This window comes from Hespellia stercorisuis DSM 15480 (assembly GCF_900142165.1).
Lineage (GTDB): Bacteria > Bacillota > Clostridia > Lachnospirales > Lachnospiraceae > Hespellia > Hespellia stercorisuis.
Genome location: NZ_FQZY01000007.1, coordinates 60,367 through 86,016, shown reverse-complemented (window position 1 = coordinate 86,016; position 25,650 = coordinate 60,367). Strand labels below are relative to the sequence as shown.

The following is a 25,650-nucleotide window of genomic DNA, read 5'->3' as shown; positions in this document are numbered from 1 at the left end:
AACAAAAGTTGAAAAACGAGATGTCGTGAAAAACAGGTTGTTTTTCACGGGACATCGGGGTATACTAATTAAATAAAAAACTATGATTCAGAACAACAGACCAAGGAGGTGTCTCCCGCGCAGACGGTTACAACGTGTGCGTCTGTTGTTCTGAATCATTTCAGGATATGCTATTATCCGGCGGGAGCCGGACAGTGATTCCTTGCAACATAAACTAGGTCAGATTGACAAAGGAGAAGTATAATATGTGTGGTTTTGTAGGATATGTAGGACAGGTCGAGAACAGAGAGAAGGTACTGGTGAACATGATGAACACCATCGTTCACCGCGGACCGGACAGTGAGGGGAGATTTGTGGATGACACTGCGGCGTTGGGATTCCGTCGTCTGAGTATCATCGATTTGTCGGAGGCCGGTTCCCAGCCCCTTTATAATGAAGACAATTCCAAGGTGCTGGTGTTCAACGGTGAGATTTACAACTATCAGGAACTGAGAAAAGAGCTGGTGGCTGCAGGGCATATCTTCACGTCCAACACCGATTCCGAGACACTGCTTCATGGATATGAGGAGTGGGGCGAGAAGCTTCTGGCCAGACTGCGCGGAATGTACGCGTTCGTAATCTGGGACAAGAAGACGAAGAAGATGTTTGGTGCGCGGGATATCTTTGGAATCAAGCCGCTGTATTATGCGCATATGAACGATACGCTGATGCTTGCATCGGAGATCAAGGCATTTATGGAGCATCCGAATTTTGTGAAGGAGTTTAACGAGGATGCACTGGGAAACTATCTGTCCTTCCAGTTTGTTCCGACCAACGAGACATTTTTCAAGGGAGTTTTCTGCGTGCAGCCGGGTCATTATTTTACATATGAAGATGGCCAACTGGAAATCAAACGTTATTTTGAACCACATTTCACCGGAAATAATAAAAAATCCTTTGAGGAAGTAGTGGATGATGTGGAGCAGGTGATGAAGGAGTCCGTGGAGATGCACAAGATCAGCGATGTGGAGGTGGCATCTTACCTCTCCAGTGGTGTGGATTCCAGTTATCTGACGTATCTGGGCCAGGTGGATCACACGTTTACCGTCGGGTTTGATGAGGGAAAATACAGTGAGATTCAGGATGCGAAGGAATTTGCGGCGAGCATCAACATGGAGAACGATGCGAAGGTGATCAGCCCGGAGGAGTATTGGGAGAATCTGTCTGACATTCAGTATTATATGGACGAGCCTGTGGCTGATCCGGCGGCAATCGCACTGTACTTTCTGAGCGAAGAAGCTTCGAAGAAGGTGAAGGTTGTGCTGTCGGGTGAGGGCTCTGATGAGCTTTTCGGCGGATACAATATCTACTGCGAACCGTTGGAGCACACCCGGTTCAATATAATCCCGATGCCAGTCAGAAGAGCGCTGGGAAGATTTGCGGAAAACCACATGAAGGTGGGGACCAAGGGACGCGGATTTCTGATGCGTCACGGCAAGACTCTGGAGGAGCGTTACTTTGCCAATGCCACCAACATCTTTACAGAGAAGGAGGCCAACCGTGTGCTGAAGAAGGGCTGTGAGCCGAAGATCCAGCAGGTGACGGCGCCGCTTTATGCGAGAGTGAAGGGCAAGGATCCGGTGACGAAGATGCAGTATCTGGATCTGCACCTGTGGCTGGTACATGACATCCTGATGAAGGGTGACAAGATGGGAATGGCCAATTCCCTTGAGGTGCGTGTTCCTTTCCTGGACAGAGAGGTTCTGAAGCTGGCAGAGACTCTGCCGTTGGACTACAAAGTGCGTGCACCGAAGACAAAGGTGGCACTCCGTGGTGCTGCAGAGAAAGTGATCCGCTCCAAGACAGCGGAGAAGAAGAAGCTGGGATTTCCGATTCCGATCCGCGTATGGCTGAAGGAAGAGAAGTATTATAATATCGTGAAGGAGATGTTCGCCTCCGAGGGAGCAAAGAAGTTCTTTGATACAGAGTATCTGAACCAGCTTCTGGAGGATCACAGGAACGGCGTCAATACCAATGAGAAGACAGATAACAGCCGGAAGATCTGGACCGTTTATATCTTCCTTGTGTGGTATGATCGTTACTTCGGACATGGCAAGCCGGTCCATCCGCAGATGAAGCGAGATGCGGTGGCGAGCACACTGTAACTGAAGCGGGCGTGCATAGAGGGATTGTCGGGGAACAGTATAAGATAAATGTGGGGAGCAAGGATAAGAGGCAGCCGGAGGATCGAAGAAGAGTCTCCGGCAAGGTAATGATTCATGTTGCTTAAAAAGAGTAAGAATTAAGCATGGGGAGACGTGAGTATGAGAAGTAGAACCGTACAGCCGGTAAGGCGGTATGAAGAGAAAGTAAAAAAAGAAAAAAAGATTCAGTATTTCGACTATAATCTGTTGGTTGTGATTATTTTCCTGATCTGTTTCGGGCTGGTCATGCTCTACAGCACCAGCGCGTACAGCGCACAGATCGCATTTGGTGACAGTATGCACTACTTCAGCAGGCAGGCCATCATCACAGCACTCAGCTTCGTGGGGATGATTGGTATCTCGCGGGTGGATTACCACTTCTATGCACCGTTTGCAGTGCAGATCTATGGACTTGCATTTCTTCTGATGGCGCTGGTGCAGACTCCGCTGGGAGTTGAGGTAAACGGGGCGAAGCGCTGGCTCCCTCTGCCGCTGGGATTCTCATTCCAGCCATCGGAGGTGGCGAAGATCGCGATCATTCTTTTTATTCCGTATCTGATCTGTCAGATGGGAGAGAAGAAGGCGCGCAGCAGAGACGGAATCCTAAGGCTGCTGGCTTACGGCGGAATTGCGGCGGCAGCAGTATTGTTCCTGACGGAGAATCTGAGCACGGCGATCATCGTAATGTCGATCACGATTATTTTGATTTTTGTCGTTTATCCGGATACCAAGCCCTTTGTGAAGCTGCTGATTGCCGGAGCGATTCTTGTTGGAGCGGCAGTGACATTCTTTTCTGTATATTTTAAAAACAGTGACAACTTCCGGCTCCGCAGAGTTCTGGTATGGCTGCAGCCGGAGGCACACGCAGATGCGGGAGGCTATCAGGTGATGCAGGGGCTGTATGCGATCGGCTCCGGAGGATTTTTCGGAAAAGGCCTGGGTAACAGCACACAGAAGTTGGGGGTGATTCCCGAAGTCCAGAATGATATGATCCTCTCGATTATCTGCGAGGAGCTGGGGGTTTTTGGAGCGATCATTGTGGTGGTGCTGTTTGGGATTCTGATTTATCGGCTGATGTTCATTGCGCGCAACGCGCCGGACCTGTATGGATCTCTGATTGCTACAGGAATCCTGGCACACATTGCACTTCAGGTTACGCTGAATGTTGCAGTTGTAACCAACCTGATTCCTACAACGGGAGTGACACTTCCGTTTATCAGCTATGGAGGCACTTCGATTTTGTTCCTGCTGATAGAGATGGGGATTGCCCTGAGCGTTTCCAGATCAATTAAGCTAAGTGATACATAAATATTTCTTTTCATTGAACAGGAAATATGATATGATTATGTAGTATTTAAAACTACATCTGATAGGAGCGAATATTGCTGCAGATGTTATCAGGAGGAAAAAGATGAACTATAAAGTGGTTACAGACAGCTGCTGCGAGTGGACGGATGAGATGAAAAAAAGCGGTGTGTATGAGAATGCACCGCTGACGATTCAGGTTGACGATAAATATATTGTGGATGACGAGACATTTGATCAGGCCGATTTTCTGAGAATGGTGGCGGAGAGTCCGAACTGCCCGAAGTCTTCCTGTCCATCGCCGGAGCTGTATATGCAGGAGTTCGGTGGAGAGACTGAGCGGGCTTATGCAGTTACACTGTCATCACAGCTGAGCGGCTCTTATAACAGTGCCGTGCTCGGCAGAAATCTCTATGTGGAGGAATGTGGGGAGAAAAATATCCATGTGTTTGATTCACGTTCCGCATCCATCGCCGAGACACTGATTGCGATGGACATCCGCAAGTATGAGGAGCAGGGACTTCCGTTTGAAAAGATCGTGGAGAATGTGGAGGCAGACCGGGACGAACGAAATACGTACTTTGTATTGGAATCACTGGATGCGCTGCGCAAGAACGGGCGTTTGACCGGAATCAAGGCCGTGGTTGCGAGTGCCCTGAACATCAAGCCGGTCATGGGAGCGACAAAAGAGGGAAGCATCATTCAGCTTGGTCAGGCGAGAGGCATAAAAAAAGCGCTGGCGAAGATGGTGGACCACATTGTGAAGGACGCCAAAGATACAGAGGGGAAGATCCTTGCGATTTCACATTGTAACTGTCCAGAGCGGGCGAAGATGGTGGAGAGCATGATCCGTGAGCGGATTCAGGTAAAGTCAAGCTTTATTCTGGATACGGAAGGAATCAGCAGTCTCTATGCAAGTGACGGCGGAATCATCGTCGTACTGTGACACCCGGACAGGAAAATATTTTGACCCCTATGCTATTTTGTGGTATACTGTTCGCGATAGCAATGAGCAGTGCCGACGGCACAGGTCATCAAAATATATACGCGGAAAGGGAAGCAGTATGAGTCAGGAGAAAGTAGAACGTTATAAAGAAGAAAAGGCAAACAGAAAGAAAATTGCCCAAAAGCAGAAATTCATGAATATAGTCAGAAAGACGGTACTGAGTCTTGTGGCACTGGCGCTGGTGGGATGGCTTGGATATTCAGCATATGGTACATACACGGCGAACCAGCCGAGGAGTACAGTGGAGATTAATTACGACGCAATTACAGAGTATATGAGTTCATTATCATAGAAGTACAACATAAAGTGGTTGGCAACAAAATGTATAGCACATTTTGTTGCCACCACTTTTTTTGTGCCGTTTTTTTCGAAAAATCAGACTTTTACGCGATTGTACAAATTTACTAAAACAATAAAAAAGGGTTGAAAAGGGAGATGAAGTGGGTTAGAATGGAGTCAAGTGGTAGGAAGTGGTAGATAGTGGTGTCAAAGTGGAGCGCATCAATAACCTCTTTGAAAGAAGGTGATCCGTATGTTGTTAGGTGAATTTAATCATAGTATTGACGACAAGGGTCGCTTGATTATTCCAGCAAAGTTACGAGAGGAATTGGGAGAGAGTCTTGTGATTTGTAAGGGATTAGAGGGATGTTTATTTGTGTATTCACAGGACGAATGGGAAAGTTTCGTCGACAAGCTGGAGACCTTACCACTGATGAACAAAGCCGCCAGGACTTTTAAGCGTTACTTCTTCGGAAGTGCTTCGGACAGTACCTTTGATAAGCAGGGGAGAGTTCTTATCAAACCGGAACTGAGAGAAGCGGCAGGTCTTGAGAAAGACGTTGTCTTAGTTGGAGTTCAGGATCATGTTGAGATTTGGGACAAGGCTCGCTGGGAAGAAGAAAGCGATGTATCAGAGGAAGATATGGATGCAATTGCAGGCCAGATGGAAGCAATGGGGATTCAGATCTAATTAGAACCAAATGGAGGATGATATGGCATTTGAACACACATCAGTACTACTTGAAGAAACCGTGGATGGGCTGGCGATTAAGCCGGATGGCATCTACGTGGATGGTACACTCGGAGGCGGAGGACATGCTTACCAGGTGTGCAGTCAGCTGAACAGACAGGGGAGATTTATAGGAATAGACCAGGACGCCGATGCCATCAGGGCAGCCGGTGTTCGACTAGGCGACTTCGGGGAGAAAGTAACAATAATCAGGAGCAATTATTGCGAAATGAAGTCGAAGCTCCATGAAATAGGCGTTGACAAAGTCGATGGGATCGTACTTGACCTGGGCGTGTCTTCTTATCAGTTGGACACGGCAGAACGAGGATTTTCTTATCGGGTAGATGCCCCACTGGACATGAGAATGGATCAGAGGCAGGAGATGACTGCAAGGGATATCGTCAATGACTACAGTGAGATGGACCTCTATCGCGTGATCAGGGATTATGGCGAGGACAAGTTCGCGAAGAACATCGCCAAACATATCGTGATAGAGCGCGAGCGGGGGCCCATCGAAACAACGGGACAGTTGATCGAGGTGATCCGGCATTCGATTCCGATGAAGGTACAGAAGACATCGGGACATCCCGCCAAGCGTACATTCCAGGCAATTCGAATCGAATTGAACAGGGAGCTGGATGTACTCAGGGATTCGCTGGATGATATGATCGAGATACTGAATCCGGGCGGAAGAATCTGTATTATTACATTTCATTCGCTGGAGGACAGAATTGTGAAGAGTAGTTTTAGAAAGAACGAAAATCCATGTATCTGTCCGAGTAATTTTCCGACATGTGTGTGCGGAAGGGTTTCAAAAGGGAGAGTAATAACAAGAAAGCCGATACTGCCAAGTGAGGAAGAGTTGTTACATAACAGTCGTTCAAAGAGCGCAAAGCTTCGTATTTTTGAACGGGCTTAGATCACAGGGCGTCCATGGGGAGCATGGACAATGTATGGGCCGATAGAAAGGGTGGTGCAACGTGGCTGCAAGAAGACAGACATCGACGAGAAGACAACAGGATAGTACAGGCAGATCACGCAGACAGACGTATGTCTACGGAAACACAGTGCGCCAGCCGGCAGAAGCACCGAGCCGCCGTGAACCGGCGAGACGGGCGAAACCAGTAAAACCAGTCAGAGAACCGAGCCGTCAGGTCCGGAAAAATCGAAACAGAGCGCTGAGACTGAATCCGGCGTATGTTTCTTTTCTGGCTATTGCTGCATTGTGCGCAGTGTTTGTGTGCGTACAGTATCTGCAGCTGCAGACAACCATTCAGAATCGTTCCGAATCTATCACAACCCTGCAGGAGGAACTGGCAGGCTTGACGGAACAGAACAACACGCAGTATAATGCGGTTCTGGACTCTGTGAATCTGGAGGATATCCGTAACAGAGCCATGAATGAGATGGGAATGGTATATGCATCTCAGGGACAGGTCGTAGAGTATGAGAGTCCAAGCGGCGATTCATTGGAACAGCTGCAGGATATACCGAAAGACGGCATACTTGCGCAGTCCGCCAATACTGCAGATTAACAGGTGAAATAAATATGGCACAAAGAAGAAAAAAAAAGAAATATAGCTTTTTAAAAAGAAAATTTCCAAAAAAAATGCAGGAAAAACTAGCAATATTATTCGTAGGAATTGTGCTAGTTTTTGTTGTTCTTATAGGAAGAATCACATATATCAATGCGTCCAACGGGGACAAATACACGAAAGTGGTCTTGAACCAGCAGGAGTATGACAGCAGGATCATTCCCTTTAAGCGAGGGGATATTGTGGACCGCAACGGCACGAAGATGGCAACCAGCGAACGGGTGTACAATCTGATTCTGGATGTGCAGGAGCTGCTCGCGGAAAAGGATTATCTGGAACCAACGATCAAGGTGCTGGTGGACTGCTTCGGATGCGACGAGGCCGAGGTACGGCAGGAGATTGCCGACAATCCGAAGAGCAGATACAGCAAGATCAAGACCGATGTGTCATACGACAAAAAGATGGAATTTGATAAGATCGATTCGGATAATGAAAAATATCCGGATGTCAAGGGAATCTGGCTGGAGGAGGATTACAACCGCCTTTATCCATACAATTCTACTGCGTCGGACGTGATTGGGTTTTCCACAAGTGACAATCAGGGAACCATCGGAATCGAGAGTTCCTACAACGACATCCTGAACGGGACAGACGGAAGAGAATACGGCTATCTGGATGAGGATTCCTCATTAGAGCGGACGGTGAAAGAAGTGCAGAATGGCAACACGGTGGTGTCCACCATCGATGTGACGCTGCAGAATATTGTGGAGCAGTGCATTTTGGAATTTAACGATGCTCACAAAGGGGAGTACCGCAAGGAGGATCCGGGAAGTACGAACACCGCTGTCATTATCATGGATCCCAACACAGGAGAGATTCTTGCGGAGTCTTCCTATCCGAACTTTGATCTGAACAATCCAAGAGACCTGACCGCGGCGTACTCAAAGGAAAAACTGGACAAGATGACCGATGAGGAGCTGACGGAGGCTTACAATGAAGTGTGGCGCAATTTTGCGGTCAGTGATGCATTTGAACCAGGGTCGACGGCGAAACCATTTACGGTGGCTACGGGACTGGAGACAGGGGCAATCACCGGGGATGAGACTTATAACTGCGGTGGATATCTCCATGTGGGCGATTACGATATCTACTGTCATCTGAGAAGCGGACACGGCGAGCAGACTATAGAGCAGGCAATCGCCAATTCCTGTAATGTGTCTCTGATGGGAATTGCGGAAGCAATCGGCATAGCCGATTTTACAAGATACCAGAAGATATTCGGGTTTGGTCAGTACACCGGAATCGACCTGCCGAGTGAGGCGTCTACGGCGTCGCTGCTGTATACGAAGGATACTATGGAGGTTACCGATCTTGCTACGAACTCCTTCGGACAGAACTTTAATGTAACAATGACACAGATGGTGAGCGCGTTTTCTTCACTGATCAACGGTGGATATTATTACGAGCCTCACATTGTGAAGCAGATAGAGGACGAGGACGGTAATGTGCTGGAGACGAAGGATCCGGTACTGATGAGAAAGACCATTTCCGAGGAGACATCCACGAAGGTGAAAGGATACATGAAAGCCGTAATGGATTACGGAACAGGAAAGAGCGCACAGGTGGAAGGGTATGATATCGGTGCGAAGACCGGAACGGCGGAGAAGATTCCGAGAGATCAGGGCAACTACGTTCTGTCTTATATCGGATATGCACCGCAGGAGAATCCGGAGGTACTGGTCTATGTTGTGATCGACGAGCCAAATGTTCCGGATCAGTCCACCAGTTCTTATGTGCTGGAACTGTCCCAGAAGATCATGGCGCAGGCGTTCCCGTATCTGAATGTTTCGACGATTTCGTCGGATGCGGCAGATACCACGTCGGCTGACGCAGTACAGACTCCGGAAGACAGTACTTACCAGAATTATGATTCGGCCTATACGGAGGATTATTCCAACGCCTCCGGTAACTATGCGGATGACAGCTACACACCGGATTATACGGACTGGATTTCCACGCCGGACAGTTCCACAACAGAATAAAAGAAGAGCAGAACGGCTTAGAAATACTTAGAATTATCTTGAACTGTTCATAACCTTACAAAAGATGTAATACATTGTAAAAATGTCTTTTGTAAGGTTATTTTTATGAAGAGCAGAACATATAACAGGAAGAAAATCCTGATTATTTTTTTGGGCTTTCTGGGGCTGGTGACCGTGCTGACCGCAAGGCTTGTCTATCTGATGGTCTTTGAGGCGGACTATTACCAGAAAAAAGCAGAGACACTCCACGAGCGGGAGCGGGAGATCAAGGCGGCGCGCGGCGTGATCGCAGATGCGAACGGAACGGCACTGGCGGTGAACAAGACGGTCTGTACGGTCTCGGTCATCCACAGCCAGATCCGGGACAGCGGGCAGGTGATCGAGGTGCTGTCAAGGGAGCTGGGAATGGATGCAGCCGATGTGAGAAAATCGGTGGAGAAGGTGTCCTCCATGGAAAAAATCAAGACCAATGTGGATAAGAAGGTGGGAGACCGGATTCGCGGCTATGAGCTGGAGGGGGTGAAGGTGGATGAGGATTATAAACGCTATTACCCCTATGAGGAGCTGGCTTCAAAGGTGCTCGGCTTCACCGGAGGAGACAATCAGGGGATTGTGGGGCTGGAGGTAATGTACGAGGAATACCTGAAGGGAATCAACGGTACCATCCTGACGGTGACGGACGCGCGGGGTGTGGAACTTGAGGGGGAGGAGGAAAACCGCAGGGAGCCCATACCGGGCAGCACGTTGTATACCAGTCTTGACTATAATATCCAGAGCTTTGCCCAGCAGGCCGCGGAGAATGTGATGGAAGAAAAGCAGGCGGATAAGGTGGCGGTCATTCTCATGAATCCCCAGGACGGAGGGATTCTCGCAATGGTAAATGTACCGGAGTTTAATCTGAATGAACCCTTTGTCCTGAATACGGCGGATTCCGGGGCGAATCTCGGAGAGGAACAGAAACAGGATGCGCTGAACCAGATGTGGAGAAACGGGTGCATTAATGACACTTATGAGCCGGGATCCACATTTAAGATCATCACTACAGCGGCCTGTCTGGAGGAGGGGGTTGTGAAGCTCTCAGATACCTTTTCCTGTCCTGGATATGCGGTCGTGGAGGATCGGAAGATCCGGTGCCATAAAGTGGGGGGGCATGGCGCAGAGACGTTTGTGCAGGGAATCCAAAATTCCTGCAATCCGGTGTTTATCAATATCGGGCTCCGTCTCGGTGCGGAGAAGTTCTATGACTATTTTTCGCAGTTCGGTCTGCTGGGGATGACAGGAATTGATCTGCCGGGGGAGGCTGGGACCATCATGCACAAAAAAGAGGATATCGGGCTGGTGGAGCTCGCAACCATGACTTTCGGACAGTCGTTTCAGATCACGCCGGTCCAGATGGCGACCACGGTCTGCTCCCTGATCAACGGGGGACGGCGCGTCACCCCTCATCTGGGCGTGCGGGTGGCGGATGCGGATGGAAATGTACTGGAGGAGTTCGCGTATCCGAAGGGGGAAAAAATTCTGTCTGAGGAGACCTCTGCGACGCTGGATATGCTGCTGGAAAGTGTGGTCTCCGAGGGATCTGGAAAGAATGCGGCAATCCCGGGATATCGAATTGGTGGCAAGACAGCGACCTCCCAGACACTCCCGAGAAGTGCCAACAAGTACATTTCCTCCTTTATTGGCTTTGCCCCCGCAGATAATCCGAAGGTACTGGGTATGGTGGTAATCTACAATCCCCAGGGGGTCTATTATGGCGGGACGATCGCGGCTCCGGTGCTGCGGGATATTTTCGATAATGTACTTCCTTATCTGGGAATTACGGCGACATAATGTTACTGTTCACACGCAAGCTTGACACCTGCTGTCAAGCTATGCGCCAATCAAGTGAATGTAACTATGAGCCGGACCCATCATCGAAGATGATTTAAAAATGGACCGGCGACGTTACTGGAACAGATTTATCTGTGAACAGTAACGACAGAATCGGTGGAAGAGGAGAAATCAGGGCAGGATAGTTGAAAAAGTAAGGGCGGGTATGGTATACTACTGTTTGTTGTAAACTAATGAAAAGACGAGGTGGATTTATGAATTATTACGTAATGATTCCGGTATTGATTGCATTTGCACTGAGTGTGGTTATGGGACCGGTGATAATACCCTTTCTGAGAAGGCTGAAGATGGGGCAGACAGAACGGGAGGACGGGGTACAATCCCATCTGAAGAAGGCAGGAACGCCAACCATGGGAGGCGTGATCATTCTGGCGAGTATCGTCATTACTTCCGTGTTTTATATTAAAGACTATCCGAAGATTATTCCGATTTTGTTCCTTACACTGGGATTTGGACTGATCGGATTTCTGGATGATTATCTGAAGGTGGTCCTGAAGCGTTCCGACGGACTGTACCCGAAGCAGAAGATGGCACTGCAGATCGTGGTGACGGCTGTTTTTGCGTTTTATATCGTGAAGGTTGCACACGTACCGCTGACCATGCTGCTGCCTTTTTCCGGCGGCAGATATTTGAATCTGGGGTGGTTTGCGATTCCGGCTCTGTTTATTATTGTGATCGGTACTGTGAACGGAACCAACTTTACAGACGGTCTGGACGGTCTGGCATCCAGCGTCACCGTGCTGGTGGCGGCGTTTTTTTCCGTGGTCGCGATTGGGACAAAGAGCGGGATTGAGCCAATCACCTGTGCGGTGGTGGGCGCATTGCTTGGATTCCTGCTGTTTAATGTTTATCCCGCGAGTGTTTTTATGGGAGATACAGGCTCTCTGGCACTGGGAGGATTCGTGACAGGCACAGCGTATATGCTGCAAATGCCGCTCTTCATAGCAATTGTGGGACTGATTTATCTGGTGGAGGTACTCTCTGTTATGATTCAGGTGACGTACTTCAAGGCAACCGGAGGAAAGCGGTTCTTTAAAATGGCACCGATCCACCATCATTTTGAGTTGTGTGGATGGTCTGAGACAAGAGTTGTTGCAGTATTCTCTATCGTGACAGCAATCCTTTGCCTCATTGCCCTGATGGCATTATAGGAAGGTACAGGAATCAGAGAAACTGGAGGAATGAAGAAAATGAACCTGAAGAAGAAAAAAGTACTGGTATTTGGATCCGGAATCAGCGGCGTGGCAGCCAGCAGACTGCTGCAGCACGAGGATGCGGATGTGATTTTATATGACGGCAATACATCTCTGGACGCGGAGAAGATCGCCGGGGAGATCGGTGGAAACGTTGACGTGATTCTGGGAGAACTTCCGGATGAGGTAAAAAAGAGCCTCAGCCTGGTGGTGATGAGCCCGGGAGTGCCGATGGACCTGCCGGTGGTAAATGAGATGCGGCAGATGCAGATCCCAATCTGGGGAGAGGTGGAGCTGGCCTATGTCTACGGCAGGGGCGATGTGCTTGCGGTTACGGGGACAAACGGTAAAACGACGACGACCTCCCTGTTGGGTGAAATCATGAAAAACTATAAAGAGAGCGTGTTCGTGGTGGGCAACATCGGCAATCCATATACGAGCGCGGCGCTGGAGATGACGGAGGATTCCGTGGCAGTGGCAGAGATGAGCAGTTTCCAGCTGGAGAGCATTGACACCTTCCGGCCGAAGGTGAGCGCGATCCTTAACTTTACACCGGATCATCTGAACCGCCATCATACGATGGAAGCGTACATGAATGCGAAGAAGAATATCACGAAGAACCAGACGGAGCAGGACACCTGTGTTCTGAACTATGAGGATGAGGAGACCCGCAGCTTCGGGGAGACCTTACATACCCGTGTGATTTATTTCAGCAGCCGGAGACGATTGGAAAAAGGCATTTATCTGGAGAACGGGAATATAATATACAATGCGGACGGCGTGGAAGTTCTGGTCTGCAATGTGGAGGAACTACAGCTTCTGGGAACCCATAATTTCGAGAATGTGATGGCTGCGGTTGCCATGGCTGCCGCGTATGGAACACCGATGGAGATCATACGCACCACGATTCAGGCATTTGCCGGTGTGGAGCATAGAATCGAATTTGTGGCGGAGAAGAACGGGGTGGTCTATTATAATGATTCCAAGGGAACCAACCCGGATGCGGCAATCAAAGGGATTCAGGCGATGAACAGGCCGACCTGGCTGATCGGGGGCGGATACGATAAAGACTCCACCTACGATGAATGGATCGAGGCATTTGACGGAAAAGTGGTCCGGCTGGTGCTGTTGGGTGCTACCCGCGAAAAGATCGCGTCTACGGCCAAAAAACTTGGGTTCACGGATATCGTTCTTGCGGATACCTTTGAGGAGGCGGTAACATTGTGTGCGGAGGGCGCGAAGCCCGGAGAAGCCGTACTGCTTTCACCTGCATGCGCGAGCTGGGGAATGTTTAAAAATTATGAAGAACGCGGAGATAAGTTCAAAGAGATCGTAAACAATCTGTAAGGAAGTGAGCTTATTGGAACAACCTCCTCGGGAACGTGGATATGACAAGACGCTGATCGCGGCGATTTTTGCGCTGCTGGTCACAGGGCTGGTGATTCTCTACAGTACCAGCGCATATAATGGGCAGGTCAAGTTTCAGGATGCCTTTTATTATCTGAAAAAGCAGGGTTTTGCGACAATACTGGGAATCTTCTGTATGTATGCGGTGGCGCATGTGGATTACCACCTGTGGAAGAAGCTGGCGGTTCCGGGCTATCTGGTGGCACTCGTGCTGTCCACGCTGGTCCTGCTGGTAGGGAACGAATATAACGGGTCCAAAAGATGGCTGTCTTTTGGACCTCTTTCTTTTCAGCCGTCGGAGTATGCCAAGGTGGCAGTTATCGTGTTTCTTGCCTATCTGGTGACCAGGAACATCAAAAAGATGGGAAAGCTGACCAGCCTGTTTCTGGTGTTGGTCAGCATTCTCCCGATTGTGGGGCTGGTAGGGACGAATAATCTGAGCACGGCGATCATCATATTGGGGATTGCGATGATCCTGATTTTTATCTCCAGCCCGAAATACATGCAGTTCGTGTGGATGTGCGTGCTGGGAGCCGGGATGATGGGAATCTTTCTGGCGTTGGAGAGCTACCGGTTGGAGCGGATTGCAATCTGGAAGAATCCGGAGAAATACGAGAAGGGATATCAGACGCTGCAGGGACTCTACGCAATCGGTTCCGGCGGCCTGTTCGGCCGGGGATTCGGCGCCAGTGTCCAAAAGCTGGGATTTCTGCCGGAGGCGCAGAATGATATGATCTTTTCCATCATCTGCGAGGAGCTTGGCCTGGTGGGAACCATACTGATTCTTGTGCTGTTTCTGGTGATTATCTGGAGGTTTTATGTGATTGCGAGCAGCTGCCGGGATTTGTTCGGGACCATGCTGGTGTCGGGGACTATGGCGCATCTGATGATTCAGCTGGTGCTGAATGTGGCGGTGGTGACCAACAGCATTCCGAATACTGGAATCACTCTTCCCTTCATCAGTTACGGCGGAACGTCCGTGATGTTTTTGCTGATTGAAATGGGGGTTGTACTGAGTGTGTCAAATCTGATAAAATAAAGAACAACGATTCGGAATCGTTATGAAGGGAATGCGAAAAGAGGACACAAAAAGGGGAATATAATAAGGGGATACAATAAGGAGGAAATTATGCAGCAGCAGAGATATTATACAGATCAGGACGATGGAATCACACGTCCCAGAAAGAGAAGAAGAAAGCGGCGCAGGAGCGGTCTTTCGAGGGCAGTGATCATTCTGCTTGGAATTGCGATCGCTCTGCTGGCCATCCTTCTTCTGTTCCATGTGCGGACGGTAAACGTGACGGGCAATCAGTACTGTTCGGAGGACGAGGTGCGGGAATGGATCGCAAAGGATAAATACAGTACAAATTCAATTTACGTCTGGTGGAAATATAATTTTACGGATGTGGAGCAGCTTCTGCTGGTTGATGAGACGGAGGTCACGCTCCAGAATCCCTGGACCATAAAAGTGAATGTATATGAGAAGTCGATCGTCGGTTATCTGGATCTGAATGGAAGCCGCGTCTATTTTGACAAGGACGGGGTTGTGATTCTGGAGACGACGGATGTGATTGACGGGGTTCCATGTGTGGAGGGGATTGATGCGGACACGACGAAAATCGTGGTCCATGAAGTGCTCAAGACGACGAATAAAGAAGCGTTTGCAAATGTTGCTGAGGTCTCTCAGAATCTGAAAAAGGAGGAGCTGACCGCGACAAAGATCGGCGTGTCCGGGAAGGAGATCACGCTGTACTTTGACAGCATTGTAGTTTCGCTTGGAAGTAAGAACTTCGGCGATAAAATGGCACAGATTCCCCCGATCCTTGAGAAACTGAAGGAACTCTATCCCGGACAGGGCGGGACGCTGCATCTGGAGAACTATACGGCGGACCAGTCCTCAATCAGCTTCACTCCAGCCAGTGTGGAGCAGGCCGCAGCGGAGGCAGCTGCAGCGGCTAAGGCGGCAAAAGAAGCGAAGGAGGCGGCAGCGCAGGGAGATACGGCGGAGAACGGTACAGGAGCCGCTCAGCAGGAGACGGCAGTGGACGAAACCGGAGCCGATGCGGCGGCAGGCGGTGAGGAACAGACTTATGCAGATCCGACCGGCGATACCTCCGGCAGCGCGGAGAATACGACAATCTCCGGGGACGGTACGAATGGAACGGAGAATCAGAGCACGGATTGGACCGTGACAGAGGATGCCAACACAGGCTGGAACATTCAGACGGGTGGAGATACGGCTCAATAGGTTATGAAAGTAGTGTGAATTGAGTAAAAAGTTTAGAAAATACGCAAAATTCTATTGATTATTTGGGGAAAAGACTATATTATAGACTTATTGGGTTGTATAGTATAATATGATAGGAAGACAAAGGAGGAAATACTCTTGTTAGAAATTAAAACGAACGAATCAGAGGCGGCCGCACGGATTATAGTATGTGGCGTCGGCGGTGGCGGTAACAATGCCGTGAATCGAATGATAGATGAGCAGATTGCAGGTGTTGAGTTTATTGCGATTAATACAGATAAGCAGGCTCTTCAGTTGTGCAAGGCTCCAACACTTATGCAGATCGGAGACAAGCTCACCAAAGGACTTGGTGCGGGAGCACAGCCGGAAGTAGGCGAGAAAGCAGCAGAAGAGAGCTCAGAGGAGATATCAGCGGCATTAAAAGGTGCCGACATGGTATTTGTAACCTGCGGTATGGGCGGTGGAACCGGAACAGGTGCGACTCCTGTGGTAGCGCGCATTGCGAGGGAGCAGGGCGCACTTACAGTAGGCGTTGTGACAAAGCCTTTTCGCTTTGAGTCCAGAACACGTATGGAGAATGCGTTGTCCGGTATTGAAAAACTGAAAGAGAACGTGGATACACTGATCGTGATCCCGAATGATAAATTACTGGAAGTAGTAGATCGCAGAACGACAATGCCAGAAGCCCTCAGAAAGGCGGACGAGGTATTGCAGCAAGGTATTCAGGGTATCACAGACCTGATCAACGTTCCATCATTGATCAACCTGGACTTTGCAGATGTTCAGACGGTTATGAAGGACAAGGGTATCGCACATATCGGTATCGGTGAAGGCAAGGGCGATGACAAGGCTCTGGAGGCAGTAAAACAGGCAGTTGCGAGTCCATTGCTGGAGACGACCATCACAGGTGCTTCACACGTTATCATCAATGTATCTGGAGATATCACATTGATGGATGCAAGTGATGCGGCAGAATACGTACAGGATCTTGCTGGAGAGGGCGCGAACATTATCTTTGGTGCAACTTACGATGACACGAAGTCAGACGAGGCTACCATCACTGTAATCGCTACCGGTCTTCACAACGTAGGCGGCAGTGCGTCAAAACTCAAATCCAGACTGGAAGGACAGCAGAAAGCCGGATCAATTCTTCCTTCCGGTGAAGCGGTATCTGATATGGAGAGAAGAACGCATGGAAGCATCCCTGCTTCAGCGACCAGATCAACAGGCGGGACAGCCAGAACAGGAAGTTCCATTCCTCCGGTACAGCAGACACCTCCGAGAACACCGTCAAGCAAGGTGAAAGAGCAGTCTATCAAGATTCCGGATTTCTTCAAAAAATAATATACTATCATTAGATAATAAGAAGACCATCGGCATTGTGCCGATGGTCTTTTTTTGCGGCGATTTTCTAAATCTCAAAGCTTTCCTGTCGAAAAATTAAGCAGTTCGTTTCTCTCCGTTCGACAAAATTTATAAGCCGGTTTTTCTATAATAAATCCAGATACGTAAGAGAAAGAAGGTGAAACATGGATTATGAGCTCTATATTGATCTGCTGTTCCTGATTAATTTTATGATGGATTTTCTCCTGCTTCGACTGGTGGGAAAGATTTTGAAATGTTCTACCACACATGGATCTCTCTTTCTGGGGGCACTTGCGGGCGCACTGTCGTCCTGTGTCATCGTCGCAGTTCCAATTCCATATCCCATCATAAAGATTTTGCTGTTTCATACGGTAGTCAATACGCTGATGATCTGGCTTGGCCTGCGTGTAAAAGAAAAAAAGCTCTTTTTTGAGGCACTTGTTATGTTGTATATCAGTGCATTTTTATTGGGCGGGATTCTGGAGAGTATGCGCACCATCGTGGCGCCACTCAGTGTGCTGTTTGCAGCGGCACTGGCGGCAGGCTATGGTGTCTGGGGAATCTGGCTTTTTATACAGCGGCAGGCGCGGATGAAGAAAGTAATCTGCGAGGTAGTCGTGTATACCGGCTCCGGCATCTATCCGCTGAAGGCGCTGATCGATACGGGAAACAGTCTGTACGATGGGGTGAGCGGTAAGTCGGTAAACATTGTGGATAAACGGACGGCAAGAAGGTTGTTTCCGGATACAGCGCTGTATTCTGTCCGGTACATCCCGTATATTTCCATCGGGCGGGAGAGTGTGATTCCGGTTGTGAGGGTACAGAGACTGCAGGTACAGGCAGATCGTGAATATTGGATAGAAGAACCAATGATAGGCATTTGTGAAGAAAATATATCCTCGAGGGAGGAGTATCAGATGATTTTAAATCCTGATATCTTAGGAGGCAGTTAACATGATAGTAAAAGTGGCAGCACCACATCAATTTCAATTAAAAGTGATACCGAGTTTCAGAAGTCTGTTTTTTTCAAAGACGAAGGAAGTTCATTACATAGGCGGGTCGGAAATACTGCCGGCACCGCTTGAGACACAGGAGGAATCGGCTGCGATCAACAGTCTTGGAACGCAATATGATCAGGAGGCAAAAAAGCTTCTGATCGAGCATAATCTGCGGCTGGTAGTCTACATCGCGAAAAAGTTTGACAACACCGGAGTGGGGGTGGAGGATCTGATCTCCATCGGAACCATCGGTCTGATTAAGGCGATCAATACATTTAACCCGACGAAGAACATCAAGCTGGCGACCTACGCATCCCGCTGCATCGAGAATGAGATCCTGATGTATCTGCGGCGCAACAACAAGACGAAGATGGAGGTCTCCATCGATGAGCCGCTGAATGTGGACTGGGACGGCAACGAACTGCTGCTGTCCGACATTTTGGGGACGGAGGAGGATACCATTTACAAGGATTTGGAGACGGAGGCGGAGAGAAAGCTTCTCATGAAGGCCATCAATAAGCTGACCAGCAGAGAGAAAATTATCGTGAAAATGCGCTTCGGCCTGGGGAGCCCTGAGGCGGAGGAGAAGACACAGAAAGAAGTGGCAGATCTGCTGGGAATTTCCCAGTCCTATATCTCACGTCTGGAGAAAAAGATCATGGCAAGACTGAGGCGCGAGATGGTGCGGTATGAATAAACACCATAGTATAGGTTTTTTGAATAAAAGATTAGAAAATAATACTTTCGCAAAGCATTAAAAGTGTTACAATAAAAGAAAAAGGTTGGTGAAGCTTATGAAACTTACTTTTATTGGTGCCGATCATGAAGTGACGGGGAGTTGCCATGTATTGCAGACGAACGGGAAAAATATCTTAATCGACTGTGGAATGGAACAGGGACGTAATCTTTATGAGAATCAACCCCTTCCGATCCAGGAGAACCAGATCGATTACGTGCTGCTGACCCACGCGCATATCGATCATTCGGGAATGCTTCCGCTCCTCTCCAAAAATGGATTTAAGGGGACCGTGGTGACCACTCACGCCACAGCGGATCTATGCGAGGTTATGCTGCGTGACAGTGCGCACATTCAGGAATTTGAGGCAGAGTGGAAGAACCGCAAGGGGAAGAGAGCAGGAAGATCGCCTATAGAGCCGATTTACGAAATGCAGGATGCAATCAATGTCCTGCAGCTGTTCAAATCCTGTGAGTATGGAAAAATCGTGGAGTTGTGTGAAGGGGTTCGTGTGCGGTTCACAGATGTGGGACATCTGCTCGGATCCGCCAGTATTGAGGTCTGGATCACGGAGGACGGAGTGAGCAAAAAGATTGTGTTTTCCGGTGATGTCGGCAATGTCGACCAGCCGATCATCAAGGATCCGCAGCTGACCACGGAGGCGGACTACGTCGTTATTGAATCTACGTATGGCAACCGTCTGCACGCAGAGACAAAGCCGGACTATGTGGGTGAGTTTACGAAGATCTTGAATGAGACTTTTGAGAAGGGTGGCAATCTGGTGATTCCGTCGTTTGCGGTTGGGCGTACCCAGGAGCTGCTTTATTTTATCCGTGAGATCAAGGAGAAGGGACTGGTCACCAGATATCCCGACTTCGAAGTCTATGTAGACAGCCCATTGGCGGTGGAGGCGACGAGTATATTTGACCGCAATATCGACGGATGCTTCGACGAGGAGGCAATGGCGCTGGTGAGACAGGGAATCAACCCGTTGATATTCGATGGTCTGAAGACCTCGGTGACCAGCGAGGACTCCCGTGCAATCAATTTCAATGAGAAATCCAAGGTCATCATCTCGGCATCCGGAATGTGTGATGCGGGCCGTATTCGTCATCATCTCAAACACAACCTGTGGCGGGAGGAATGTACGATTCTTTTCGTGGGATATCAGGCAGAGGGGACGCTGGGACGAAAGCTTCTGGACGGTGAGACTTCGGTAAAGATATTCGGTGAGCCGATCGAGGTTCGTGCGACAATCCGGAATCTGGACGGCATCAGCGGGCACGCGGACATGAATGGACTGCTCAACTGGCTGAAAGGGTTTGAGACAAAACTTGAACATGTTTTTGTTGTACATGGTGAGGATACCGTGACGGATGAATTTGCAAAGACCGTTACCGACACGTTTGGATACAAAGCATTTGCACCGTATTCGGGCGGACAGGTGGATCTTGCAACAGGTGAAATCATCAGTGAAGGTATCCGTATTCCGGCAGAATCAAAGAAACCAATGAAGACGCAGGCGAATACTATATTCGAGAGACTGCTTCAGGCAGGCAGATACCTGCTGGAGGTAATCAGAAAGAACGAAGGGGTGGCGAACAAGGATTTGGCGAAGTTTGAGACACAGATCTACAATCTGGCGGACAGATGGGATCCGGATAAGACAAAATAGTAGGGGCACATTTACAAAGAAGGGGCAGGCTGAGACCTGTCCCTTTTGATTGCAAATCTTGAAGAAGCAGCGAAGCAGAATTTTCATGTCTGCTTTACTGCTTCAAGTACCCTTCCGGAGGATGTGATTGAAGAATACGGCAATCTGCTGAGATGGTTTTGGGGGCTTCAGTTACCGCAGTCTGACGGCAAGATACAGTAAAACGGCATCCTGAAAGCAGCGGGGGTTCAGACCGCTCTGCTGATAAATGTGGTTCAGCTTGTACTGTATGGTGTTTTTGTGAAGAAAAAGCCGGTTGGAGGTGGCGGCAAGCGACATGTTTTCTTCAAAATAAATCTGGAGCAGTGTAATTTCTTCATCGGTCAGTGGGGCAATGGTTTTGCGCCGGAATGCCTCCCGGCTGTTTTCACTCAGCTCGGAAAGAACAATCTCCAGAGTCAGATCGTCAAAAAGCACAAGATTCTGCTCGTTTTCCACCAGGCTGTTGCAGGCGATGACGGCAGACTGATAAGACTGGTCCAGCCGATAGAGTGCGTCCGATCTGCCAACACCGATTTTGAGAATCTGACTGTGGGCGGAAGCAAATTTTTTCAGGGTGGTAAGCTGGTCCGTGAGTTTTTTGGAATCGATGACAGCCAGATATTCGTTGGGATAGTGAAAAGTGTACAGCACAAGCTGCATGCGCTCAAAAAGCTGCTGGATCTTCTGCTCCACAAAAGAAAGGTTTGTCGGGCTGTATTTGGAATCAATCTGAATCAGGATCAGCTGCTTTTCACTGTCGGTATTAATCTGCATGCTCTGCAGACAGTTCCGCAGATAATCATAGTTTACATTCTCCCTGCGGATCAGGGAATCGATGATGAACTGCCGGATGTCCGCCTGACTGCGGCGGATAGAGTTCAGCTCTTTCTCGCGGATCAGCAGATTGGTGATTCGCTCGGCCAGATAGGCGTACTTCCGTACCTTTTCCGGCTCCCCGGTGATACCGATGACAGCAAGGACGGTCTTGTTGTGAAAAATCGGAACATTGATTCCGTGCCGGGTTCCGGTGAACCCGTCATTTGCGTCCACCTCGATTGCTGTCTCTGTAGAAGCTGCTTTTTGGCCGATTTCGTGAAACATGCCAATTCGATTCGGATTGGTGCTGGCAAGAATGATGCCGGACGGCTCGATGAAATTGATGTTCTGCCCGCAGACATCTTTGACGGTATCGACGATCTGCTGAGCTAAGGTTTGATCAATGTTTTTTATCATAGGTAATCCCCCTGATTATTTTATATGGAAAGTATAACAAAAAATGTTACATATAACAAATCAATTATATAAAGATGAAAAAATATATTATGTGTACCATATATTTTCACGCCCATATCTGCTATATTTTTATTTAGAAGATACCAGGGTCAAAAATACCTTTTGACCCTTACATCATTTAGAAAGAAATATAAAACCAGGCGGAAATGTCAGGAAACCGTAAGAAAGAAATTTTTATATCAGAAATGTCTCAGGTTCGGAAATGTTCCGGATGAACTGTCGCTGAACATATGCGAGAGGCATGGCACAGTATGAAGGAGGAAATGAATATGAAAATCGTAGTGGCAATTGATTCATTAAAGGGGAGTCTCTCATCGATGGAGGCCGGAGATGCAATCGCAGAGGGTGTGCGCAGAGCGGATGGCGATGCGGAGGTCGTGGTGCGTCCTCTTGCTGACGGAGGCGAGGGGACTGTGGAGGCGCTGGTCTGCGGGATGAACGGAAGAGTGCAGAACGTGATGGTGACAGGGCCGCTGGGAAATCCGGTTGATTGCGTGTATGGTATGATCGAGGAGTCAAAGACCGCGGTTATCGAGATGTCCGGGGCGGCTGGAATCACACTGGTTCCGCCGGAGAAAAGAAATCCGCTGAATACGACTACATACGGAGTGGGAGAAGTGATCAGGGACGCGATCGCAAAGGGGCTGCGCAGATTCATCATCGGGATCGGCGGAAGTGCGACGAACGACGGCGGTGTCGGAATGCTGCAGGCACTGGGCTTTGGATTCCTAGACAAAGAGGGGAATCAGATTCCCTTCGGCGCAAAGGGACTGGAGCTTCTCGAGACGATCACAACCGACCGTGTCCTCCCGGAGCTGGCGGAGTGTGAGTTTAAGATTGCCTGTGATGTAAACAATCCACTCTGTGGGAAAAATGGCGCGAGTGCGGTATACGGACCACAGAAAGGGGCAACTCCGTCCATGATCATGCAGATGGACAAATGGCTCGCCTGCTATGCCGTGCTGGCAAGGGAGCAGTTCCCGCAGGCGGATGCAGAGCAGGAGGGAACCGGAGCGGCTGGCGGACTCGGGTTTGCATTTGTCACATTCACCAAGGCAGTGCTGGAATCCGGAATCAAGATCGTGTTGGATGAGACAAGCCTGGAATCCTACGTACAGGATGCAGATGTCGTGGTGACTGGAGAGGGCCAGCTGGACTTCCAGACGGCTATGGGCAAAGCTCCGGTTGGCGTGGCAAAGCTGGCAAAAAAATATGGAAAACCGGTGTTCGCATTTGCGGGAAGTGTCACAAAAGAAGCAGTGGAATGCAACAAAAACGGAATCGATGCTTTTTTCCCGATTCTGCGTAGAATCAGCACACTGGAGGAGGCTATGAGACCGGAAAATGCAAAAGAAAATCTGACGGATACGGCGGAACAGGTATTTCGTCTCTGGCAGTTGAGAGGAGAGAGAGAATGAGCCGTGCCCGTGGCGGCCTATATCTGATTGCAGGAATCTAAGACTGCTGTTTTACATAATCCAGGTGCGATCCAATTGGGATTGCACCTGGATTTTTTATGGAATATGGTCACTGAGGTGGCCGCACTTCGGCGCGAGCGTTTCGCAGGCGAAACTCTTTGTTCTCACAGGAAAGTTCTTTTAACAATACATCTTGACAAATAATGGAAATTACGCTAATATGTAGCGTGCTACATGTCTGGGTTTCCTGTAATTGAAGAGAGGGGCTTGCCTGATCAGGATGAATCAGGATATTATGCAGCAGTTAAAATAAAGGAGCGTGTTTAATATGAATGGGACAACCATATATTTCAAAAAAATACACCACGGTCTGGAGCGCGGAAGAAGCCGTGCTCTGCGTGAGTACGATGTGACGGGAACACAGATGGATGTGTTGGATTATCTGCATGACCACGAAGATGAAACGAACACTTTGACGGAGCTCGCCTCCAGCTTTGGCGTGAAGCACACCAGCATGATTCACATTCTGAAATTGCTGGAGACGAAGGACTTGATTCTTCGAAAGGAAGAGGGAACGAGAAGCAAACCGGTCTGTCTGACAGAACATGGAAAACAGATCATGCAGGAGGTGGACCGTCACAAGCGGGAGAAGGATGAAATATTGTATCAGGGATTTACAGAAGAAGAGCAGACTGCGCTGAGAGGCTATCTGGAGCGGATTTACAGGAACATCAGGCAGTGTGCAGCCTGGAATGGAGGAGAGTAGGGATGGCAAAAAAAGCAGTACAGGATAAAGTGACACAGGATAGAGCAGTATTGGATAAAACAACAGAAATTTTTCGGGATGCACCGGTTTCGAAAGCGGTTATCAGCAATGTGGTGCCGTCGATCATCAGTATGCTGATGGTGCTGGTGTACAATCTGGCGGATACATTTTTTATCGGTCAGACCCACAATGCGCTGATGGTTGCGGCTGTATCGGTGGCGACTCCGGCATTTTTACTGTTTATGGCGGTGGGAATGCTGTTCGGTATCGGTGGAACCTCGCTGATTTCGAGAATGCTGGGAGAAGGGAAACACGAAAAGGCAAAGCATACGTCTTCCTTCTGTTTCTGGACCGGTCTGGGGATCGGAGTGATCGCCATGGTCGTCATCTGGATCTTTGCCCGGCCAATCTGCCGGACCATTGGTGCGAGTGATGACACCATCGGATATGCGTCACAGTATTTGAATATTGTGGCTGTGGGAATCCCTTTTCTGATCGTCAGTAATACATTCAGCAACATCATCCGCTCGGAGGGAAATGCCAAGACTGCGATGATGGGAATGATCATCGGCAACATGATCAATGTAGTTCTGGATCCGGTGATGATCCTTCTGCTGGACTGGAATGTGGCCGGAGCGGCCATTGCCACGGTTATCGGAAATATATTTTCAGCCGGATTTTATCTGAGACATCTCGTATCTGAGAAATCTATTCTCTCAGTCAGGCTCAAGGACTATAAGATGCGGGACGGAGTAGCAAAGGGAGTACTCGCAATCGGAGTTCCGGCGTCCTTGAACAACATTCTTATGAGCGTGTCGAACATTATCATCAACAACGTGATGGCAGCTTACGGGGATATGGCGGTGGCAGGCCTCGGTGTGGCTATGAAGGTCAATATGATCGCGGTGATGCTGCTGATTGGACTGGGAACCGGAATTCAGCCGCTGCTTGGCTACTGCTACGGCGCAGGCAACCGAAAACGTTACCTGTCTGTGCTGAAGTTTTCACTGGGACTGGCATTTTCCCTGAGTATAGTGATGACCGTTATCTGCTACTGCGGAGCAGGGCCGCTGGTAAAGGCATTTCTGCAGGATTCGGATGCGTTTGCTTACGGCATGTCCTTCGCACGGATCTACATATATTCGGGACCGGTTCTTGGAATCCTGTTTGTGTTCATCAACGCGATTCAGTCCACTGGTGCATCCCTGCCGTCATTGGTTTTGTCGATCAGCCGACAGGGACTGCTCTACGTTCCAATTCTCCTGATCTTCCGCGAGGTTTTTGATTCCGCAAGAATGCTGGCCGCAGCACAGCCGGTCACAGACTATCTGGCCGCAGCACTTTCCGTTGTACTTTTTGTATTTACGTACCGGAAATATTTTAAGCATTTTGCAAAAAATTAATGAGAAGAAGCTGGTGTATGCGAAATATTTAAATTTATAGAAGAATGATTATCCACGGTATCTGCAGGTGAACAAATTCTTGTCAAGGGGCAAAACTTTATTAAATATCCGCGAAACGGGAATAACAAAAAGCCATAATGAGAACTCTTAAGTCTAG

22 protein-coding genes are annotated in these 25,650 nt (G+C 49.0%); 21 read left to right on the top strand and 1 reads right to left on the bottom strand.

All coding sequences use genetic code 11. The annotated features are described in order from the left end of the window. Positions 1 to 245: 245 nt before the first annotated feature. The 18 genes from asnB (at position 246) to BUB85_RS21370 (ending at position 20,793) form a co-directional block, all read left to right on the top strand. Positions 246 to 2,144, top strand: a complete 1,899-nt coding sequence (gene asnB, locus BUB85_RS01985) for an asparagine synthase (glutamine-hydrolyzing) (protein WP_073104336.1) — start codon at positions 246 to 248, stop codon at positions 2,142 to 2,144. A gap of 159 nt (positions 2,145 to 2,303) precedes the next feature. Continuing rightward, positions 2,304 to 3,491 (top strand): FtsW/RodA/SpoVE family cell cycle protein, encoded by a 1,188-nt coding sequence (locus tag BUB85_RS01980; protein WP_073104332.1) that lies wholly within the window; start codon positions 2,304 to 2,306, stop codon positions 3,489 to 3,491. A gap of 103 nt (positions 3,492 to 3,594) precedes the next feature. Continuing rightward, complete coding sequence (locus BUB85_RS01975; protein ID WP_073104327.1) at positions 3,595 to 4,434, top strand: DegV family protein; 840 nt, start codon at positions 3,595 to 3,597, stop codon at positions 4,432 to 4,434. Positions 4,435 to 4,552: 118 nt separating this feature from the next. Next, entirely contained in the window at positions 4,553 to 4,786 is a 234-nt protein-coding gene (locus tag BUB85_RS01970; RefSeq protein ID WP_073104323.1) for a hypothetical protein, read from the top strand. A 240-nt stretch (positions 4,787 to 5,026) separates the two neighbouring features. Beyond that, complete coding sequence (mraZ, locus tag BUB85_RS01965) at positions 5,027 to 5,464, top strand: division/cell wall cluster transcriptional repressor MraZ (protein WP_073104321.1); 438 nt, start codon at positions 5,027 to 5,029, stop codon at positions 5,462 to 5,464. A 22-nt stretch (positions 5,465 to 5,486) separates the two neighbouring features. Further along, on the top strand, positions 5,487 to 6,422 hold the full coding sequence (rsmH, locus tag BUB85_RS01960) for a 16S rRNA (cytosine(1402)-N(4))-methyltransferase RsmH (protein WP_073104319.1): 936 nt from the start codon (positions 5,487 to 5,489) through the stop codon (positions 6,420 to 6,422). Between the two features lie 61 nt (positions 6,423 to 6,483). After that, positions 6,484 to 7,038: a hypothetical protein gene (locus tag BUB85_RS01955; RefSeq protein ID WP_073104317.1), complete on the top strand. Its 555-nt coding sequence runs from the start codon at positions 6,484 to 6,486 to the stop codon at positions 7,036 to 7,038. A gap of 14 nt (positions 7,039 to 7,052) precedes the next feature. Continuing rightward, the gene (locus BUB85_RS01950) at positions 7,053 to 9,080 is read left to right on the top strand and encodes a peptidoglycan D,D-transpeptidase FtsI family protein (protein ID WP_073104315.1); all 2,028 of its coding nucleotides are present in this window, start codon (positions 7,053 to 7,055) and stop codon (positions 9,078 to 9,080) included. Between the two features lie 105 nt (positions 9,081 to 9,185). Then, entirely contained in the window at positions 9,186 to 10,910 is a 1,725-nt protein-coding gene (locus BUB85_RS01945) for a peptidoglycan D,D-transpeptidase FtsI family protein (protein WP_073104312.1), read from the top strand. A 254-nt stretch (positions 10,911 to 11,164) separates the two neighbouring features. Beyond that, the gene (gene mraY, locus BUB85_RS01940) at positions 11,165 to 12,121 is read left to right on the top strand and encodes a phospho-N-acetylmuramoyl-pentapeptide-transferase (RefSeq protein ID WP_073104310.1); all 957 of its coding nucleotides are present in this window, start codon (positions 11,165 to 11,167) and stop codon (positions 12,119 to 12,121) included. Between the two features lie 39 nt (positions 12,122 to 12,160). Next, positions 12,161 to 13,510 carry a UDP-N-acetylmuramoyl-L-alanine--D-glutamate ligase gene (gene murD, locus BUB85_RS01935; protein WP_073104307.1) on the top strand — a complete coding sequence of 450 codons (1,350 nt, stop codon included), beginning with the start codon at positions 12,161 to 12,163 and terminating at the stop codon, positions 13,508 to 13,510. A 13-nt stretch (positions 13,511 to 13,523) separates the two neighbouring features. Next, the gene (locus BUB85_RS01930) at positions 13,524 to 14,609 is read left to right on the top strand and encodes an FtsW/RodA/SpoVE family cell cycle protein (protein WP_073104305.1); all 1,086 of its coding nucleotides are present in this window, start codon (positions 13,524 to 13,526) and stop codon (positions 14,607 to 14,609) included. 90 nt (positions 14,610 to 14,699) lie between these two features. Then, complete coding sequence (locus tag BUB85_RS01925) at positions 14,700 to 15,818, top strand: cell division protein FtsQ/DivIB (protein WP_073104303.1); 1,119 nt, start codon at positions 14,700 to 14,702, stop codon at positions 15,816 to 15,818. 138 nt (positions 15,819 to 15,956) lie between these two features. Beyond that, positions 15,957 to 17,162 (top strand): cell division protein FtsZ, encoded by a 1,206-nt coding sequence (gene ftsZ, locus BUB85_RS01920; RefSeq protein ID WP_073104300.1) that lies wholly within the window; start codon positions 15,957 to 15,959, stop codon positions 17,160 to 17,162. Positions 17,163 to 17,347: 185 nt separating this feature from the next. Then, complete coding sequence (locus BUB85_RS01915) at positions 17,348 to 18,136, top strand: sigma-E processing peptidase SpoIIGA (protein WP_073104298.1); 789 nt, start codon at positions 17,348 to 17,350, stop codon at positions 18,134 to 18,136. 1 nt (position 18,137) lies between these two features. Continuing rightward, positions 18,138 to 18,878, top strand: a complete 741-nt coding sequence (gene sigE, locus BUB85_RS01910) for an RNA polymerase sporulation sigma factor SigE (RefSeq protein WP_073104296.1) — start codon at positions 18,138 to 18,140, stop codon at positions 18,876 to 18,878. A gap of 97 nt (positions 18,879 to 18,975) precedes the next feature. Beyond that, the gene (locus BUB85_RS01905) at positions 18,976 to 20,592 is read left to right on the top strand and encodes an MBL fold metallo-hydrolase RNA specificity domain-containing protein (RefSeq protein ID WP_073104293.1); all 1,617 of its coding nucleotides are present in this window, start codon (positions 18,976 to 18,978) and stop codon (positions 20,590 to 20,592) included. A 45-nt stretch (positions 20,593 to 20,637) separates the two neighbouring features. Continuing rightward, positions 20,638 to 20,793, top strand: a complete 156-nt coding sequence (locus tag BUB85_RS21370) for a hypothetical protein (RefSeq protein WP_159434604.1) — start codon at positions 20,638 to 20,640, stop codon at positions 20,791 to 20,793. Here the strand turns inward: BUB85_RS21370 and BUB85_RS01900 are convergent. After that, a complete protein-coding gene (locus tag BUB85_RS01900; protein WP_073104291.1) occupies positions 20,764 to 21,846 on the bottom strand; it encodes a CdaR family transcriptional regulator in 1,083 nt (360 codons plus the stop codon). The genes BUB85_RS21370 and BUB85_RS01900 overlap by 30 nt on opposite strands. A gap of 329 nt (positions 21,847 to 22,175) precedes the next feature. Here BUB85_RS01900 and BUB85_RS01895 point away from each other — a divergent pair, with 329 nt between their 5' ends. From BUB85_RS01895 to BUB85_RS01885, 3 genes are all read left to right on the top strand, one after another. Continuing rightward, complete coding sequence (locus BUB85_RS01895; RefSeq protein WP_073104289.1) at positions 22,176 to 23,324, top strand: glycerate kinase family protein; 1,149 nt, start codon at positions 22,176 to 22,178, stop codon at positions 23,322 to 23,324. Positions 23,325 to 23,652: 328 nt separating this feature from the next. Beyond that, a complete protein-coding gene (locus BUB85_RS01890; RefSeq protein WP_073104287.1) occupies positions 23,653 to 24,090 on the top strand; it encodes a MarR family winged helix-turn-helix transcriptional regulator in 438 nt (145 codons plus the stop codon). A gap of 2 nt (positions 24,091 to 24,092) precedes the next feature. Next, on the top strand, positions 24,093 to 25,493 hold the full coding sequence (locus BUB85_RS01885) for an MATE family efflux transporter (RefSeq protein ID WP_084533878.1): 1,401 nt from the start codon (positions 24,093 to 24,095) through the stop codon (positions 25,491 to 25,493). Positions 25,494 to 25,650: the final 157 nt, after the last annotated feature.